Below are 18545 nucleotides of genomic sequence, written 5' to 3' on the forward strand. Positions count from 1 at the left end.
TTATCCTCCATTCCATTTACGCAGTTCGTCTTTAACGAAATCTAGTTTTAACAACTTTTCTTTTATTTCATCTACTGAAAGGGTCTTTGTATTATTAGAGTTATATTCATCGGTTAACGTAATTTTAGGGGAACCTTCTTCGAGGTATTTCCCATAATTTAAATCTCGGTTATCAGCAGGAATTCTATAAAAATCTCCCATATCAATTGCTTTGGCTGCTTCTTCTTTCGTAAGAAGTACCTCGTAAATTTTTTCTCCGTGACGGGTACCAATGATATTAACTTCATTTTTCGCATTAAATAATTCAATCAATGCTTGTGCTAAATCTTTTATATAACAAGCGGGTGATTTTTGAACTACGATGTCGCCATTCACTGCATTTGTAAAGGCATATAACACCAATTCGACTGCTTCTTCAAGGCTCATCATAAAACGAGTCATTTTGGAATCAGTAACCGTTAACGGCTTTCCGTTCTTAATTTGTTCTATGAACAATGGTATGACTGATCCACGGGATGCCATCACGTTACCGTAGCGAGTTCCACAAATTAAGGTTTTGTCAGGAGTAACCATTCTAGATTTTGCAATGAATGTTTTCTCCATCATCGCTTTTGAAATCCCCATTGCATTGACAGGGTATGCCGCTTTATCTGTAGAGAGACAAATAATTTTTTTCACACCTGCGTTTATCGCTGCAGTTAATACATTTTCTGTTCCAAGAATATTTGTTTTTACGGCTTCTAAGGGGAAAAATTCGCAAGAGGGAACTTGTTTAAGGGCTGCTGCATGAAAAACGAAGTCTACATTGTACATAGCGTTATTTAAACTGCTACTATCACGTACATCTCCTATGAAAAATTTAATTTTGTTATTCTGATATAAAATGCGCATATCATCTTGTTTTTTTTCGTCTCTTGAAAATATCCTAATTTCCTTGATATCAGTAGTTAAGAATCTTTCTAATACAGCGTTACCAAATGAACCAGTTCCACCTGTTATTAGTAGTATTTTATCTTTAAACATATAGTTATAGGTCAACTCCTTTCATTGGAGAGGCTGTTCCAGAAATAGAACGACATTCATCTCCTTATTTCAGCCCTCTAAGATGCAAATCAGATTCGGAAGTTTCTCTAGGATAGTTATACCAATAGGCAAATAGTCCAGTATATTTACATTTGGGGTTATTATCCATTAATACTCTATTAAAATCCCAATCTCCGGCAAAATCTTTTCTCGTTGTGAACACTGCATCCCCTATAAAACTTCTTCGAATGATCTTAAATTGTCCACACCACGTATAAGCATCATCTTTACTTTTCACAAATTGTAGTCCGTGTTTCGTTAACATATTGTAGTAATAAATGTCATATTCACCGTCAACTTGTGCTAGTACATCCCGAATCGGAGGTAAATATTGATCATCGCTATCAATGATTGCTACATAATCCCCGGTTGCTTCAGCAATGCATCGATTATATGATTCACTAGCACCTCTATTTGCTTCATGCGTTATTATTTTTAATTGTGGACAAGTTTTTTCATATTCCTTTAGTAGTTCTACTGTTTTATCAGTGGAACCATCGTCGCAAACAATAATTTCATAAGCATATTCTTTCGGAATACTATCCAGCATTATCTTAATCCATTCTTCACTATTGTAAGCTGGAGTTAGAAAACTAATTTTCATTCAAAGACCTCATTCCTTTATTGATCAATTAATTAATACCAAGGTAGTAGAAAGCATGCATCGTCTACCGTTAAATTTTCCAATTAGCGCAATTCGTAACAAGTTATTGTTGATACCTTGTTAAAAAGAAATCTCATACCTTATGCTTATCAAAAATACGTCTGTCCTCGATTAATATATGCGTGTGATTATTTAAACTTTAGGCCGATGCGTTTTCTGTAGCTAGAAATCGATTATGTATGAGGATGAGTAGCTGAGTTAATAACGTTTTAAGTAAAAATATCCAAAACAAATCCCCCAAGTCAGATGCTCATCTGACTTGGGGGATTTATGTTAGATGCGATAAGTAGAATTCAGTGCATCAGTTAACAGTTCTCTAGGGGGAAACTGACAGGCACTGTTTTCAACGCTTTCTTTTGTTTTTCTTACCATCTAAATTTAAAAATTCGCTTTCACGTGCAAACTCAACATCGTCTTTCGGCTTTGTATCGTATTTGAGGGCATTCCGCTGTTTACCTTTGTCTTTGTTTTTGTTTTTATTTTCTTCCGACATGACTTGAACCTCCTTTTGTAGAATGATTTCATCCTAGCTATTGTGTCCAAGGTGCAGAGTTCTATGTAGGAGAATGCAAAATAGGTACCATTCCTTTTTGCACGAATTGCTTGGGTGATGCGATAGACTATCAGAAACTCTATTGGTATTTCCTGTAATCGTATTGATTTCTTTCATTTTTCTCAGTTTCTCTACTATACTAATCATAGGCGTCATGAATGCTAAGAGACAGCATAGTAAAGGGGAATGAGTAAGATTCGAATCAAATGGAAGAGGCTACTTGTTCTTTTTGCTACAGTTTTCTTGCTGATCCAAATCATCGGCAGTTTCTTTTTTTATGAGCTAGCAGTCAAGCGGGGACCGAAAGATTTCTTGCAGAAGAATGCAGATTTGGAAGTATCCGATAAGGCAATGAACCTCTTTTTGAATGGAGATTGGATAGGTTGGGTCGCGGATCAAAATTTTGAACGACTCACTTTAACGTCACGCGACGGACTGAAACTGTCAGGTTACTATTTGCCGGCATCCAAGCCAACGGATAAATTGGTCATTTTAACGCATGGCTATTTAGGAAACGCGAAGCAAATGGGGCTATTCGGACAGCATTATCATAACGATTTGGATTATAATATTTTCATGCCTGATGCACGAGGGCATGGAAAGAGCGAGGGTAATTATTATGGATTTGGCTGGCCAGATCGGCTCGATTTGATTGATTGGACACAACTATTGGTGGAGAAACTTGGAACTGATATTAAAGTGGTCTACCATGGTTTATCGATGGGGGCGGCGACCGTCTTGATGGCTAGTGGAGAAGAAGAACTTCCTAGCCAGGTCAAAGCCATCATAGCGGACAGTCCCTATGCGTCCGTCTATCAATTATTCCAGTATCAAATGAATCGGATGTTTCATCTGCCGGCATTTCCATTGTTAGATAGCACCAGTGTGTTAACCAAAATCAGGGCAGGTTATTCATTCAGAGAAGCGAGTGCACTAAAAGAGGTGGAGAAAACGAGTGTCCCGATCCTGTATATTCATGGGGAAAGCGATACATTTGTTCCAACAGAGTTGACAAAGGATTTGTACCGACATACTTCAAGTGACGCAGAACTCTATCTTGTCCCGAATGCAAACCACGGTGAATCCATTGCATTGGACGAAGACAAATACAATATGAAAATAGATCAGTTTCTTAACCGTTATATTGAATTAAAATAGGTGCCACTGGTTCTAAAACAATTTGAGTTGTTTTCAGAACCGGGCACCTATTTTTTACTATCTACTAGTTAACTGAAAATTTACCATCAACTTCAACCGTCTCATAAATATTAATAAATGCGTCTTCATCATGCTTTCGGACAATCTTTTTAACATGCAGCGTTTCATAACGCGTGACGACCATCATTAAAATGTCTTTCTTCTCTTGAGTATAGCCCCCGTAACCTTCCGTAATCGTAATCCCACGATAGATGGATCCCAGTAACTCATTGCGTATTAAATCACCTTTTGTCGTGACAATCTGCATCGTCAGTTTGACGTGATCTGTGAAGATTGTATCGATCATTTTACCAGTGATATAGATAGACAACAGGGTATATAACGCGATTTCCCAGTCAAAGACAAATCCTGAAAGTAGCACGATTACGCCATTCATCCCCGTGAGGAGAAGGCCGATACTGAAAGAACTTGTACGGGAAACGATAATCGCAATAATATCCAAACCGCCAGAAGTTCCTGAGTATTTGAGGATAAGACCAACGCCCATACCACCAATGCCGCCACCGAAAACCGTTGATAACAGGATATTGTCTGTCACAGCAACGACTGGTATCACGTATAAGAATGCCGAGAGCGACACGACGCAAACCAGTGTGTTAATGGTAATTGTTTTTCCGAGTTTGTAGTAGCCTAAAACAATCAAAGGCAAGTTAAGGACTAGATTTAATAGACCGGTATTAAATGGGCTGATTAGGCCGAGTAAAATTGCGATTCCGCTAATACCACTACTTAAAATCCCGAAAGGAACGAGAAAGCAGTTAAAAGCAAATGCAATAATGAGTGAACCTAAGACGACAATTAAATTTTTCATAACTAGTAAATCTCCTTCCAGCTTTGGCAAATAAAAAAACTCGACCCTAAAAAAGGGACGAGTTTGTGCTCGCGATTATACCCATAACTCCGCAGGTTTCTAAAAACAAACGGCTTTCAGTCAACGTATTCTCATACGTGCCCCAGATAACGGTGGAAAACCGTCAAAGCTAACTGACTTATCGGCTTTGTATCTCAGAGATGAATTTCGGATAAGGGCTGTTCGTCGACTTTCACTAAGCGCCAACTCACTAGGGAACAGGGACCTTTTCATACTTTTTCTCGTCATAGACTTTTAGTGTTAGATGTTAATTTAGCAGAGAAAAATTGACGTGTCAATACGTGTTTACCTGCCTTACTATGAATTGAATACCTTTTGCTATCAAACGGTCATGATTATTTAGTGTGCAAAGCCTAACGTGTTGGAGAAGGACTCCACATATCGTCAAGCAAACCCAGTTACGTTCACAGGCATCCGCATAATAAGTTGAATTTTGTTAATTAATCATACATATAACCCTGCTAGAAAAATCCCTAACGTCTCTTGATAAATTTCATCGAACTGGTCCAAGGGAAGCGGGTTTTTTCCTGAACCAAGTTCAACTGTGAATCCAGGTCTCCGCCATTCCTGAATAAACCAATCCTTATATCCAGCATAGCTTTCAATTGTTTGAACTGATTCGTATCCGCTGACCCTACTGAACTCGTTAACAAGAACTTCAGACTCAGGGGGTTCAAGGTTCTCGTACCCCCAATAAATAACTTCTCCCTGTGTATGAAGAGCGAGTACTCTTGCAAAATCCCGCCTTCTTGTCAGGTCCGCAATTGCAATTGCCTCAGGTTCGGACAAAGGACGCTCACCGCCATAATCTCTTGGACCCGGATACTTAGGATTACGAGCTCTTTCCCGATCCCAATTGGCAGGAAATTGATCATTCAGATCCACACCCCTTATATTGGCTTTCCAGTCCGAAAAGTCCAAGCTACCATTATTCAATTCAACAACTCTGCTTCGCCATGGCTCATTTGCAGGCGGACCATTTAACACCAAATTAACTCCGTCCGGATTGACCATCGGAACAATGGATAATGTCGTTTGTTGGTAAAAGGGGAATGTAAAAAGACCGCGGATAGTAGTTTGGTTCGTTAATGAAAGCAAATAATCATTTAAAAAGGTCAAAATGATAGGGGTAGTAATCCATTCATTCGCATGAAATGAAGCATTATAATGAACTCGTTTAGTTCCACTACCAACCAAGATTTCTGGTATTTCTCGTTTTAAAACGGAATTTCCGATAGGAGCGGTTTGCAAAAATGGATAAACGGCTAGTAACCTTCTGATATCATTCATCATAATGTCGTAATCAAAATTTTGTATCCCGTTTATAAGCCTCCAGGTAATCCTCTGAGGAATTTTAATCAACTGTCCAACTTGCAGGCGGTTCGGTTCAAGATTAGGGTTGACAAGAAGAAGTGAATACAAAGGAAGATTTAGTCTTTGTGCGATCAAACATAAAGAATCTCCTGTTTGAATTTTATAATTGGTAGCAACAAATCCAGGGATTTGAATTCGCTGACCTGTCGTAAGTATTTGTGTGTTGATGTTTCGGTTGGAATCGATAATCAGTTGAAGAGGCATCTTGAATACCTGGCTGAAATTCCAAAACGAATCTCCAGGTCTGGCAAATATGTCCATGCATTTCCTCCTCTTAGTTGGAAATACTCAGTAATAAGAGTATGTGAAGTATTGCTTAACAATTACATAAAACTAAAAAGGGAAATTAAAAATCTATATACGTTGAACAAATGAATACGGCGTATGCGCTTTATAAGTGCTTTTGTGAGGCCACTGAAACAGCCCTTGTACTTGGAATGAATTAGGATTCCCCACTAATCCCGCTTCGACTACCACGAAGACGCGCCTGCGCTGGATGGTCTATGTGAGAAAGAGTATTTCATTATTAGTGATGAAATCTGCAACCTGGATTGCGGATTTCTTGACTATAATTATACAGTTAATGCCAAGAGGTTATTCCAGATAGGTTAAAGAATACCTCATCTGGCTTAAGGCGAGATGCCTCCCCTAGCGCCGTAGCGGTTCAAAGGAAATAAATCTACGTGGAAATGAAAACGATAAACAGGCACTAGGAAAGATTCCCTAATGCCTGTTTATTTTCTTTAAGCTTTACAGATTTTCATATGAAGTCATCTTATCCATATTACTCGCAACCAAAGCAATGAGTGTGCTCGCCTCTTCTTTTGTAAAGACGAAGCTGCTTTCCTCTTTGTGAAGCTCGTTGCCTTCCGACCAAAAGCGCTTGACCCTTCGAAGAACACCATCTCCAGTAGCATTGACTACCCCAAATTGATGCGTTATTTCTATTGCATCTTCGATTTGGAAAGCAGTGACTTCAGGTGTTTCCCATTCGACGCTCAATTCCTCAAACTCTGTATCAGCAATTTCACCCACGTAGTATTCTCCACTATTGACGGCGTCTAAAACGAACTCCTCGTCAAGATCATCTAGTTCATCATCACTGATGAAATCATGGAAGATATCATGAATAGCGTCAATTATATCTTCAATGTCAGTAAGAATGATTCTGGTTTGCTGTTCGAATTCAAAGTCAAAAGTTTCCACGTAAAACTCTGCGTTATGTGGATCAAAATGAAGGGTACAGAAGTAATCCCTTTCGTCGTCCTCCGTTTCGACAAAAAATTCGATACGTGGATGTTTTGCACTTTGGTCAATCGACATATGACCGACTTGATCATATTGATCGCAAATTGAATTCAGATGATCATGAAGCTCAGTAGTTACTCTGTTAAACCATTCCATTGACATGCTTTAACCGCCCCTTTATTTTTATTCCTCAATTCATATCTTTTCCCAATTCGTGTATTTTATCTAAAAAAAATAAATAAAAAGTGTAAAATGTTCAAATGAAGCAAAAATCATGAAAATGGTGCAACTCATATCACGAAAATCACAAGAAATCGTTAGTAATTGGTTGGTCATATAATCAGATGAATACTTGAATTCACGATCGATCCGTTCGAATAGTATCGCCCCAGATTGCGCAGGCTTGGTAATTGGCAAACATCATAGAACGTTTCAGCCGCCAAAATTGCATCTTTGGCGGCTTTTCTCCAGTTAATAAGCCAGCTATTCTTTCATACCAAAGAGCTTCAGCACTCTGTGTACTTATACATTCAGACATCTCGGTAATCGTAATAGAAGTCATTCAATCCGAAGTAATCCAAAAACGCGACTATACAAGTAGTGCTAAGGGGGGAATCAAGTTATTTACTGGTTGATTTGGTTAATCAGCACGTGTGGTAGGTGTTTTTTTAATGGAACAATGCATTAGAGTTGCTTAACATATAGATGCAGAATAAAGTAAATAGGTAAGTTGTTGCTGAATAAAAGGAGGAGTTGGGATGCTTTATCTGAATTCAGATCATTTTATGTTGAAACCATTTTTGGCCACTATTCATTGTGAACCGAGCTGGCAATGGAAAAAACGTGATAAACCAATTCCCAACTATGATTTATTTTATGTTTGGGCTGGGGAAGGGACAGTAGTGCTCAATGGTAAGCCATATAATGTAGAAAAAGGGCATTGCTTTCTTTTTAAACCCGGCGATGAGACAACAGCCACACATAATCCGCAAAATCCCCTCGTGTTAACTTACATTCATTTTGATATAACTGAACCGTTCCAATTGGTACCTTCAGGTCACCGGGTCTTCAAAAATTCCATTACCTTTGAATCGCTTTTAACTCAATATGTTCGATTATTTCTAGTGCAGGCATTTGGTGCAAAAATTGAGGCCCAGCTAATCTTGAAGCAATTGATGATTCATTTATTAAGAGAAGAACGAGGACAAGAAAAACAAATGACTAATACGAGCAATAAATTACTAGAAACGATTCGAGAAATTGCCAATTATATTCAACAAAATCCAGGGTCGCCGCATACGATTAATAGTTTGGCTGAACGTGCAAATCTATCTCAACGGTATTTTTCACAGAATTTTAAACAAGTCATCGGCCATACCGTCAAGTCTTATATTGTCTATTCTCGTATAAAGCGAGCTGAGCATTTATTGCTTTTTACAGGACTCACAGTGACAGAAGTTGCTGATGCTCTAGGATATAACAACATCCATTTTTTCAGTAGACAATTTAAAAAGTACACTGGTAAAAACCCCTCAGAGATACGATAAGCATATTCGGAAATCTACCCATACGTTCAAGAGCCAGGCATTTAGTTGCCTGGCTTTTATGTATTTCATGAACTTTATCTATGAACATAAAAGTGTAAATGTTTGATCAGATAATCTAAATATCTTGGATCCTCTGGCTGATAGTATTGAAAGAGAAAAGGAGTTGAGGAAGATAGCCAATGAGCCAGTAAGTTTTTTTACGAATGTTTATTCAGAGTTGTTGCTTGAGGATTTGCAATACTGGCGAACATAAAAGGGGGAGTATCCAGTACAGTCATGGCGCAAGCATGAACCGCTCTTGAAAGACTTAAGTGCTATTTATTGAGCACGTACGATTATCATTCGTTTCTTATCAAAGTTTCTGGGTTCGGCCTGCTCATGATAGGATCATAGCTCATTGCCTGCCTAAAGCAAATCAACATGTGGCTAAAACATTAACATAGTAACGGTATTGAAAACTGAAAGTGTCCTGGTGCTAGTTCCGCGTCACAAATAAATTAGAAGTATTAAAAAATAGGAGGAGGGAATTTTAGATGGATAACTTATTCTTATTAAATAGTGTCTGGATTATGTTGGGCGCTATTTTAGTCATTTTGATGCAAGGTGGATTTATATTATTGGAAGCGGGCTCGACAAGGATGAAAAATGCTGGTCACATTGCCGGTAAAACTATATTTACATTTGGAATTGCCTCACTTGTTTTTTGGGCAGTTGGTTACGGATTTATATTTGGTGAAAATGGGAACTTTTTTGTAGGGTGGTCTGACTTCTTCTATTCAGGCTATGAAATAGAGGGAAGTACCTATTCGACTGCCGTATTCTTTGTATTTCAGCTTGCATTTGCAGGCATTTCATTAGCAATTGCTTTCGGAGGCTTTGCAGAGCGGGCTAAACTTTCCACCTATCTTGTCTTTGCCTTGCTGTTCTCAATTATCGTTTATCCGGTAGTAGCCCACTGGATCTGGGGTGGTGGATGGTTGGCAGCGCATGGAAAACAGGATTTTGCAGGGTCAACAGTCGTCCATTTAACAGGAGCAATGGCAGCATTGGCAGCTACGATTCTATTGAAGCCAAGAGCTGGAAAGTACAACGTCGATGGAACTGCTAACAACTTGAGCGGACATAACCAGGTTTACACTACTTTAGGTGTCTTGATCTTATGGGTAGGTTGGTTCGGTTTTAACGCTGGAAGCACACTTGGAGTAGAGAATGGATTCTTCGGATTTATTGCCTTAAATACTAGTTTGGCAGCATCAGCGGGAGCGATAAGTGCGTTGCTTATCTCATGGGTTGCTTTAGGGAAATCTGATGTTCCGACAATGCTGAACGGGACATTGGCCGGACTTGTTGCGATTACTGCTTCATGTGCTTTTGTAGAGACATGGGCGTCGGTAATCATTGGCCTTGTTGCCGGAATACTGGTATTTTATAGTGCTAGATTTTTTGAAAGACGAAAAATAGATGATCCAATATATGTGCTTTCAGTTCATGGTATTGCAGGCGTATGGGGGACCTTATCAACTGGGTTTTTTGCCTCACCCAGATTGGCAACTGTTGGGCATGAGGGGTTATTCTATGGTGGAGGATTCACTCAACTTGGGGTCCAGTTCATGGGCGTGACCGTATCGGCTGCCTATGCGTTTTGCGTATCCTTCGCAATTTTGTTTGTCATGAAAAAGGTGATGACGGGATTGAGGGTGACGGCAGAACAAGAAACAGTCGGTTTGGACTATAGTGAACATGGAAGCTTCGGATATCCTGAAGCATTATCGATTACAGGGAAACTTGACGAAATGAACACGGTATCTCCGTACGGAATTGAAACGCCTGTTCCTCAACCGATAACATCAAGTTCACTAAAAATACCACCGAAAAAGGCACTATCAGTCAGTCCTCTTAGCACGCTAAATAAGTAGCCAGGTAAATGTTAAACCGCTTTCTCTTTTGGGAGTTGAACAGAATTACGTAATACCTAGCGTGCAAAGTTTCTTAAATTGCATATTCACAGAGTAGAGGTTAGATATGTACGTTATATCTAATCTCTATTTCTTTTCTTATTTTAGGAAGTGTCACTTTCTATAGGGGCTTACATGATGTGGAGTATAGGTCTTACTAAAGAACACATTGTACAATCTTCCTCGTTCGTACAAGATCCTATCAACGAAAAAATCAACATTATAAAAGTAGGAAATATAACAGTTTTAAATTTAATAGAAATCACCACCATATTGTAATAGGAAACAAAATTTCCAGTAAAATGATAGGGTGAAGAAGAGTTTTTCAGTGTTTATCTAATTTTACAGTATCAGAAGAAAGAAATGAATGAATAATTTATTCTTGAATTATGGTAACTTGGTTAGAAAAACAGAATAGTATGCTATAATATGTATAACTTTAAAAGAGGAAGGAATGACGTGTGGACAATGAAGTACTAATCTTTTGATTCCGGAAACTGAATTTTTTATTCGAACGGAAAATAGGATTAGTCTGTCCACATTTAAATAAGTTCCTTCCTCTTTGCACGAACAAGAGGCTTTTTAGAGAACTTTGAATTTGGATGAATAATGACTAATCCTTCCGATTTTATGTCGGAGGGATTTTTGTATTCCCTCCGAACTTGGAGGAATGGATATGCTTATTGGAACATTAAATCAAGTATCAGTAGCACATGGTGAAACGGTAATCTTTGATGGAGTGTCTGCGGATATTCCGGAAGGGGCGTGCATTGCGATTGTTGGAGCAAATGGTGCGGGGAAAACGACGCTGCTGTCATTACTAGCAGGGGAGAGAGTGCCAACGTCAGGTTCAGTTAATTGGAATGGCAAGCCGCCGTCCATCACCTATTTTAGGCAGGAACAGGAAGACGAAGGGACAATCGATTGGGAACGGGCAGAAACCCATACGTACCGGCGGAAGTGGAAAGTACCGGAGCGTGCTGAATATAGTTCTGCAAGCGGCGGGGAGCGGATGAAGATGCGGCTGTCGTCTGCGCTCGCTGAGAAGAGCAGGCTGAACCTTTTGGATGAACCAACGAATCACTTGGACAGTGACAGTCTGGAAGAATTGATCCGGATCATCAATGAGGATGTTGGTACGTATCTGATCGTCTCCCATGATCGGCATTTCATCGACAGGACGGCGGATTTCGTATTCGAAATTGAGCACGGCAAACTGACGGTCTACAAAGGAAACTATACGCAATACCGGAATCTGAAGGACGCGAATCGGGAAGTCCAGTTGAAGCATTATGGACAGCAACAGCGAAAGATTGAGCAAGTGGAAGAACAAATCGCAGAGTTGGAAAATTGGTCTGCGAAGGCACATGCGGAATCGACGAAAAAGGGCGGAAGAATGATGGGGGCAAAGGAATACTTCCGGATGAAGGCGAAAAAACGCGATGTCCAAATCCGCTCGAAGCATAAACGGCTAGAAGGGGAATTGGAAAAAGATCGTATTGAGAAGCCTAAAGATGAAATTGGCGTGTCATTTGACGTCAAAGGTGGGAAGAAAAAAGGGAAGCGAGTCATGGAGTTAAAAGATGTCCGAAAGTTATTCAGCGGGCATGAACTTTTTGCAGACGTCTCGTTTACTGTACAAGCGGGTGAACGGATTGGTCTTATCGGTCCAAATGGTGCAGGGAAATCGACGCTTTTCCGAATGATACTTGGAGAAGAGAATTATAAAGGAGATATCTGGAAAACGAACGGAATGACGATTGGTTATTTGAGTCAGACAGCAACTGACTTTCCAAAAGACATGACGATGGCGAATTATTTTCATGTGGATACGTTCCGCGAACAGGGAGTAATCCGTACACATTTGACAAACCTTGGATTTTCAAAGCAACAGTGGGACCTGCCGTTGTCGGACCTCAGTGTGGGGGAGCGGGTGAAGGTTAAATTGATGCAGTTCATTGTCGAGGAAACGGATGTATTGCTGTTGGACGAACCGACGAATCATCTTGATTTACCTTCTAGAGAAGAGCTAGAAAAGACACTGGAGACGTTTCCAGGAACGTTGCTTTTCGCCTCACATGACCGTTATTTCACAGAGCGGATGGCAGACGGGCTGCTTCTATTCGAGCAAGGGACAGTGCGGAAAATACCGCTGACATATGCTGAATGGCAAGAGCGCAGTGCCATAGTGCAACCTGAAAAGACTGCTGATGAACGTTTGCGGCTTGAAACGGAGCTGCAGGCAGTGCTTGGGCAGTTGAGTATGATGAAACAAGGGGATAAAAGGTATGCTGACCTCGATAAGGTTTTTAATGAGTTAAGTAAAAGATTAAGGGCATTGAAGTGAATGGAGAACTATATATGTTGAACAAATGAATAGGGCGTATACGCTTTACAGGGGATTTTGGGAAGCCACTGAAAAAGCCCTAGTACTTGGAATGGTTTAGGATTCCCACTAATACCGCTTCGACGCTTTGTGGATGCCTCCCGCGATAAGCCAGAAAGAAGACCGCTTTCAGTCTTATCGCTCCGGCTACCACGAAGTCGCGCCTTCGCTGGATGGTCTATGTAGAAAGTGCATTTCATTATCTGGGATGAAATCTGCAAGCTGGAGTGTGTCTTTCTTGAATATAATGAGTAGCAAAAAGTAATCACATTATATACATCTCAAATTCACATTTCTCTCGATAATGAACACCCTAGCGCAGGCGCGGCAAAGGGGTCGCCGAAGCCGTAAGACTGGATGCGAAGCGCTAATCCAGGCTTACGGCGAGAGGCATCCCCAAAGCGCCAAGCGTTCTACAATCCATACCCCGAATTACATCATCTCTCTCATTATTGAGCGCCACAGCAAATTCAATGGGATTTTTTAATTCAACATATATAGACAATATTTTTTCTGAAACAAATAGTCTAGTACTGTGAAGATAGTGGAAACAAAGTGTTTTGTGGATAGAGGCCACTGAAAGGGTTCTGTATTTGCTTTAAATGAAAGTAGTCATTCAAAACAGCGTCTGCAAAAAAAGGACGCTGTTTTTCATTCCATAAAAAGTTTCAGGATCTAAAGTCGAATACACGAGTTTCTGTAGATAAAACTTTCCGCTAACAAGTAAGAAAAGGTGGTGTCCATTTGGTATAATTTGAGTATAAGTAAAAATGAGCGGGGTATGGAAGACCAGTCTTGTCAAAGGGGGAGTAAATTGTGGAACGGTTTCCGGATAACATCCAATTCTGTTATGAGTGGCGTTCATATCAGAGACGCATACTGAACGAACTGGAAAGTCATCTTGTGAATGGGCATCTTCATCTCGTGGCGCCACCGGGATCTGGAAAAACGGTCCTAGGTCTTGAAGTTATGCTTCGGCTTGATCGACCGACCTTAATTGTTGCGCCGACCGTGGCCATTCGGGCGCAGTGGATGGAGCGGTTCACCGAGCTTTTCCTTGGAGATGAACTTCCTACCTGGATGTCGACTAATTTAAAGGAACCTGCATTTGTCACGGTGACGACATATCAATCGCTACATAGTCTATTTAATAGACAAGAAGAAAAAATAACCGATGATGGTGAAGATCAGATTGACGATGAAACGGTAGAAGACAGTATGACTGGAAGTGGTGACGATCTAATCCGTCAACTAGATCAGATTGGTTTTGGCACACTAATATTGGATGAAGCCCACCATCTTCGCACATCTTGGTGGAGGACGATGATGGATGTGAAGGAGAGACTTGGTGAACCTGTTGTCGTTGCGCTAACTGCCACACCGCCTTTCGATGTAAGTGCTGCAGAGTGGCAACGTTATGTCGCATTGTGCGGACCGATTGATCTAGAAATATCGGTACCGGAGCTTGTGAAAGCATCGGAACTTTGTCCACACCAGGATTTTATTCACTATTCAATTCCTGAAGCGGATGAAATGATGCGAATTCTAGAGTTTCGTGACGAAGTGGATAAGTTCATCGAGCAACTGATCGAGGATAAAGAATTTGTGATGTATCTCGAAAAGCATCCATGGATAGCAGAACCAGAAGCACATGTAGAGCAGATTTTGTCCAGTCCAAGTGTTTTTTCCAGTATGCTTTTGTTCTTGAAAAATAACGGTTCACAAGCATACACCCATGCCCTGCCTATCATCGGAATGAAAGATGACCAAATGCCGGAGTTGTCGCTTTCTTGGCTTGAAGAGTTACTAACAGGCTTGCTATTTCAGGTGGATGATAAAGATGTCATTTTAAAGGATATACGAAAACGTTTAACACGTATCGGGGCGGTGGAACGTCGGAAAGTCGTCCTTCTTTCAAATGCGTCCATAAAGAGGGGACTAATACATAGTGCATCAAAATTGAAGAGTATAGAAGAAATCGTCAAAGCGGAGAAAGCAATTCTCGGTGAACAGCTCCGCATGGTTATTTTGACAGATTACATTCGAGCTGCGGATATGCCATTAAAAAAAGGAGATGAGCGTCCATTTGCTCGCCTTGGTGTCGTGCCGATATTTGAAGTACTGCGTAGAAAACTCGGTCCATTAGTTAAGCCAGGCATCCTAACTGGGTCGATTGTCGTCCTTCCAGTGAGTGCATGGTCCATATTTGAGGAAGCAGCAAATAACCGTGGGTTGACAGTCGTTGCATCACCGCTTGACGTTGATGCGTCCTTTATCAGAATTGAGGTGGGCTCGGGTGATCGGCAACAGATGGTCGCAATAATGACCGAAGTTCTCAAAAGGGGCGGCGTGGATGTACTAACCGGGACGGCCGCCCTCCTTGGAGAAGGATGGGATGCGCCTTGCATAAATTCACTTATTTTGGCGTCTAATGTCGGTTCCTTTATGCTGTCAAATCAAATGCGCGGACGTGCGATTCGGACAGATCGAAATGATCATGCTAAAACGTCTTCCATCTGGCATCTGGTCTGTGTGGATAGAAGTGATGCAGGTGGAGGAGCGGATTATGATAATCTAACGCGGAGATTTCGATCACTAATTGGCATAGGAGCAAAGCGAGATATCATCGAAACGGGCATTGCTCGACTGGAGACTGGCGCTCCCCCAGGCACGGTGGAGCGCGTTAATATGTTAAATCATGAAATGGTACAACGTGCGGGCAAACGGGACACTTTTTTCGTCCGTTGGCAAAGAGCCATTGATGGAGGCCGTGAAATGACCGAGGAAATCGTGGCGGATAAACGCTCCTTGCCGCGTCCATATTATTTAGATAACACATTGAGAGGTCTTTTGTGGATCACGGGGTTTATCGCTTTAGAAGCAGTAGTCGATTTTAGCAATCTTTTCCGAAAGCTTGGTGCGTTTTCATTCGGAGAAGGAATGGCGATTGCGACAGTGCTCGGGCTCCTTTTTGCAGCACCTTCTTGCTATAAAACGGTGAAGTTGTATAGCAAGCATCCTTCCATAGAAGCGAGTATGAAAGAGATTGCGGAAACTGTCTATGCATCCATGCTTCATGCAGGTGCTGTTATAACGCCACTCCATAACAAGATGATCCGGGTGACGCGAGACGGCGGAGGGATATATACATGCTGGCTTGAAGAAGGGACGACGCATGAGAAGACAATCTTCATGACCGCATTGAAGGAATTTCTTAATCCAATTGAAAATCCACGATATATACTAATTCGTAAGGCAGGAAAACTTTGGAAGAGATCTGATTATCATGCTATCCCGCAAGTAATCGGACAAAAGAAAGAATATGTGAACTTTTTCTTGGAAGAGTGGAAACGTCGGGTTGGAAAGTCAGACTTCATCTACACAAGAACTGTCGAGGGGCGTCTTAAATTGCTAGAAGCAAGGATGAAGGCATTATCCAGTTCGTTCGTACCAACAGTAGAACGGACCAGTGGATGGCGGTAAGTAGGCATGTATATATGTTGAATTAAAGAATCCCATTGAATCTGTTGTGGTACTCAATAATGAGAGAGTTGTAATTCGGGGGTCACTGAAAAAGTCCTATTTCCTTCAATCCCGTTGATTTCCGTTCCGAGCGGACGCTTTCCGCGGGCACGGCTTCAGCCTCCTCGTCACTGCGTTCCTGCGGGGTCTTCAGCTCGCGCTGTTCCCGCTGGAGTCGCCGCTCTTCACTACAATCAACTAGTTCTTACTTTAAAAAAGAACTTTTTCAGTTTCCTCTTAATTCGGGGTGTGGGTTGTAAAACACTTGGCGCTTTGGGGATGCCTTTCGTCGTAAGCCTTTGCTGCGCCTGCGCTAGGGTGTTCATTATCGAGAGAAATGTGATTTTAAGATTTATATGCCGAGACTATAATGTGATTACTAGTTGATACTACTTATAGTCAAGAAAGACGTACTCCAGCTTGCAGATTCCATCACAGATAACGAAATGCGCTTTCTCACATAGACCATCCAGCGAAGGCGCGACTTCGTGGTAGCCGAAGCGATAAGACCGAAAGTGATTTCCTTTCTGGCTTATCGCGGGAGGCATCCACAAAGCGTCGAAGCGGTATTAGTGGGAATCCTAATTCATTTCCAGTACAAGGGCTTTTTCAGTGGCCTCCCAAAAGCCCATGTAAAGCGCATACGCCGTATTCATTTGTTCAACATATTTAGTGTAGTTTTAAGTCGGAGATAGTCGCTAAGAATTAGCTCCAATTGGTGGTAAAGTAAACGAAGAGGTCATGTAAGAAGACTGCAGAATGGAGGCTGTTCATGAAAACGATTACGATTGAAGAGATAGTCAATACGTTTTCCTTGGAAGTGTTAAGCGGACACGACCAATTGCATCGTATTATAAAAAAATCCAAAGTACGTCGTCCAGGATTAGAGTTTATGGATATATTTGATTTTATTGCAAAAGAACATGTTCAAATTCTGGGGAAAAATGAAGTTAATTACCTTCATACGCTGACGTTTGAGGAGTGTATGCTGCGGATTGCAAATATTGTTCAATATGCGCCCCCATGTATCATCATTACATCCCAGCAGGAAGAGCCACTGGGCCTGATTCAATACTGTACGGAAGAGAAAATCCCGGTGTTACGCACTCGTGATTCCACGAGTGAATTGAGTGCGAAATTAGATGCGTATGTTGTGAAAGCAATGGCTCCAGAAATTGCAATACACGGCGTTTGCGTCAATGTATCGGGAATGGGTATTCTACTCCGCGGCAAGTCTGGTGTAGGGAAAAGCGAGACGGCTCATACATTGATTGGTCGGGGACATCGGCTTGTGGCAGATGATGTCGTGGTGTTGAAAAAGCTTAGCCCACAAACCTTGCTCGGGACGCACGACGAAAACAGCAAAGAATTTCTTGCGTTGCGTAGTATTGGCTTGTTAAATGTGGTGCGCCTTTATGGAAGAGCCGCTTTCCAGGATGAAACGCGGATTGCACTGGATATCGAATTAACTAAGTGGAAAGAAAATGACTTGAATAATGAATTAGAGCAGGAAACGAAGTTTGTGGAATACATGGACGTACAGATTCCGCATATCCAAATTCAACTTCAACCAGGGCGTGATATCGCAGGTTTGATTGAAGCCGCTGCAAATAACTGGTATTTAAAGCAGCAAGGTTATAGCGCAGTAGAGGAATTCATGAAACGGATTGAGTCAGATACGCCTTAGTATTGAGTAGCAACGTTTGGTGGGTTTGGAATAATTAGTAGGAGTACGTAAAAACGTGAAAATGAGTAGACATTCAAATAGATGTCTACTTTTTTTGGTGTTTTTTATTTTGGTGTATGAAATGGTTGTCATTTTGTCTTGTTCGGCCACCTATTATTAGTCAGGTTACTCCTAGATGCAGCTGGGGGCCTGGAGTGTGGCGTAAGCTAATTGGTGATTGATGATACTATTTAACCCGTAAAGGCATGTTAGAGGCGAAACTGAGAAGCCGAAATTGCTTGGTCAACAGCTCGCATGCTTGTAATGAAGGTGGGAACAGATCGAATAACAACTTATAATCACTGGCACTTTAGAAAAGTAAGGGAATGTCTAATGGGTTTTATTTGTTAAATACCCTTTTTATTGAATGGTAAGCAAGCTCTGCTTCAGCTTGAAGT

The 18545-nt window shown here is 41.1% G+C and carries 12 protein-coding genes; 6 read left to right on the top strand and 6 right to left on the bottom strand.

The genetic code is table 11. The features are described from left to right. The 3 genes from ACGLYD_RS20290 to ACGLYD_RS20300 form a co-directional block, all read right to left on the bottom strand. The gene (locus ACGLYD_RS20290) at positions 1 to 1023 is read right to left on the bottom strand and encodes a polysaccharide biosynthesis protein (RefSeq protein ID WP_067204520.1); all 1023 of its coding nucleotides are present in this window, start codon (positions 1021 to 1023) and stop codon (positions 1 to 3) included. 64 nt (positions 1024 to 1087) lie between these two features. After that, complete coding sequence (locus ACGLYD_RS20295) at positions 1088 to 1687, bottom strand: glycosyltransferase family A protein (protein ID WP_067204523.1); 600 nt, start codon at positions 1685 to 1687, stop codon at positions 1088 to 1090. Between the two features lie 403 nt (positions 1688 to 2090). Continuing rightward, a complete protein-coding gene (locus ACGLYD_RS20300) occupies positions 2091 to 2240 on the bottom strand; it encodes a hypothetical protein (protein ID WP_187046415.1) in 150 nt (49 codons plus the stop codon). Between the two features lie 246 nt (positions 2241 to 2486). Here ACGLYD_RS20300 and ACGLYD_RS20305 point away from each other — a divergent pair, with 246 nt between their 5' ends. Next, positions 2487 to 3458 (top strand): alpha/beta hydrolase, encoded by a 972-nt coding sequence (locus tag ACGLYD_RS20305; RefSeq protein WP_067204529.1) that lies wholly within the window; start codon positions 2487 to 2489, stop codon positions 3456 to 3458. A gap of 64 nt (positions 3459 to 3522) precedes the next feature. Here the strand turns inward: ACGLYD_RS20305 and ACGLYD_RS20310 are convergent, their stop codons facing one another. From ACGLYD_RS20310 to ACGLYD_RS20320, 3 genes are all read right to left on the bottom strand, one after another. After that, complete coding sequence (locus ACGLYD_RS20310; protein WP_067204532.1) at positions 3523 to 4329, bottom strand: YitT family protein; 807 nt, start codon at positions 4327 to 4329, stop codon at positions 3523 to 3525. A gap of 504 nt (positions 4330 to 4833) precedes the next feature. Further along, complete coding sequence (locus tag ACGLYD_RS20315; RefSeq protein ID WP_399630262.1) at positions 4834 to 6024, bottom strand: M14 family metallopeptidase; 1191 nt, start codon at positions 6022 to 6024, stop codon at positions 4834 to 4836. A gap of 489 nt (positions 6025 to 6513) precedes the next feature. Beyond that, entirely contained in the window at positions 6514 to 7173 is a 660-nt protein-coding gene (locus ACGLYD_RS20320) for a hypothetical protein (protein WP_067204537.1), read from the bottom strand. Between the two features lie 596 nt (positions 7174 to 7769). Here ACGLYD_RS20320 and ACGLYD_RS20325 point away from each other — a divergent pair. The 5 genes from ACGLYD_RS20325 to hprK all read left to right on the top strand — a co-directional run bounded on the left by ACGLYD_RS20325 (position 7770) and on the right by hprK (position 18108). After that, the gene (locus ACGLYD_RS20325) at positions 7770 to 8558 is read left to right on the top strand and encodes an AraC family transcriptional regulator (RefSeq protein ID WP_067204540.1); all 789 of its coding nucleotides are present in this window, start codon (positions 7770 to 7772) and stop codon (positions 8556 to 8558) included. 533 nt (positions 8559 to 9091) lie between these two features. Further along, positions 9092 to 10474: an ammonium transporter gene (locus ACGLYD_RS20330; RefSeq protein WP_342539441.1), complete on the top strand. Its 1383-nt coding sequence runs from the start codon at positions 9092 to 9094 to the stop codon at positions 10472 to 10474. Positions 10475 to 11189: 715 nt separating this feature from the next. Next, positions 11190 to 12860 carry a ribosomal protection-like ABC-F family protein gene (abc-f, locus tag ACGLYD_RS20335; protein WP_399630265.1) on the top strand — a complete coding sequence of 557 codons (1671 nt, stop codon included), beginning with the start codon at positions 11190 to 11192 and terminating at the stop codon, positions 12858 to 12860. Between the two features lie 855 nt (positions 12861 to 13715). Continuing rightward, the gene (locus tag ACGLYD_RS20340) at positions 13716 to 16382 is read left to right on the top strand and encodes a DEAD/DEAH box helicase family protein (protein WP_399630267.1); all 2667 of its coding nucleotides are present in this window, start codon (positions 13716 to 13718) and stop codon (positions 16380 to 16382) included. Positions 16383 to 17193: 811 nt separating this feature from the next. Next, on the top strand, positions 17194 to 18108 hold the full coding sequence (gene hprK / locus ACGLYD_RS20345; protein ID WP_067204553.1) for an HPr(Ser) kinase/phosphatase: 915 nt from the start codon (positions 17194 to 17196) through the stop codon (positions 18106 to 18108). Positions 18109 to 18545 lie beyond the last annotated feature (437 nt).

Origin of the sequence: Sporosarcina sp. SG10008 (assembly GCF_044569405.1) — a bacterium.
GTDB lineage: Bacteria > Bacillota > Bacilli > Bacillales_A > Planococcaceae > Sporosarcina > Sporosarcina psychrophila.

Coding starts and splice junctions, on each gene's coding strand:
- ACGLYD_RS20295 (WP_067204523.1), bottom strand. CDS start 1,687: ATGAAAATTAGTTTTCTAACTCCAGCTTACAATAGTGAAGAATGGATT.
- hprK (WP_067204553.1), top strand. CDS start 17,194: ATGAAAACGATTACGATTGAAGAGATAGTCAATACGTTTTCCTTGGAA.
- ACGLYD_RS20290 (WP_067204520.1), bottom strand. CDS start 1,023: ATGTTTAAAGATAAAATACTACTAATAACAGGTGGAACTGGTTCATTT.
- ACGLYD_RS20300 (WP_187046415.1), bottom strand. CDS start 2,240: ATGTCGGAAGAAAATAAAAACAAAAACAAAGACAAAGGTAAACAGCGG.
- ACGLYD_RS20305 (WP_067204529.1), top strand. CDS start 2,487: ATGAGTAAGATTCGAATCAAATGGAAGAGGCTACTTGTTCTTTTTGCT.
- ACGLYD_RS20310 (WP_067204532.1), bottom strand. CDS start 4,329: ATGAAAAATTTAATTGTCGTCTTAGGTTCACTCATTATTGCATTTGCT.
- ACGLYD_RS20320 (WP_067204537.1), bottom strand. CDS start 7,173: ATGTCAATGGAATGGTTTAACAGAGTAACTACTGAGCTTCATGATCAT.
- ACGLYD_RS20330 (WP_342539441.1), top strand. CDS start 9,092: ATGGATAACTTATTCTTATTAAATAGTGTCTGGATTATGTTGGGCGCT.
- ACGLYD_RS20315 (WP_399630262.1), bottom strand. CDS start 6,024: ATGGACATATTTGCCAGACCTGGAGATTCGTTTTGGAATTTCAGCCAG.
- abc-f (WP_399630265.1), top strand. CDS start 11,190: ATGCTTATTGGAACATTAAATCAAGTATCAGTAGCACATGGTGAAACG.
- ACGLYD_RS20325 (WP_067204540.1), top strand. CDS start 7,770: ATGCTTTATCTGAATTCAGATCATTTTATGTTGAAACCATTTTTGGCC.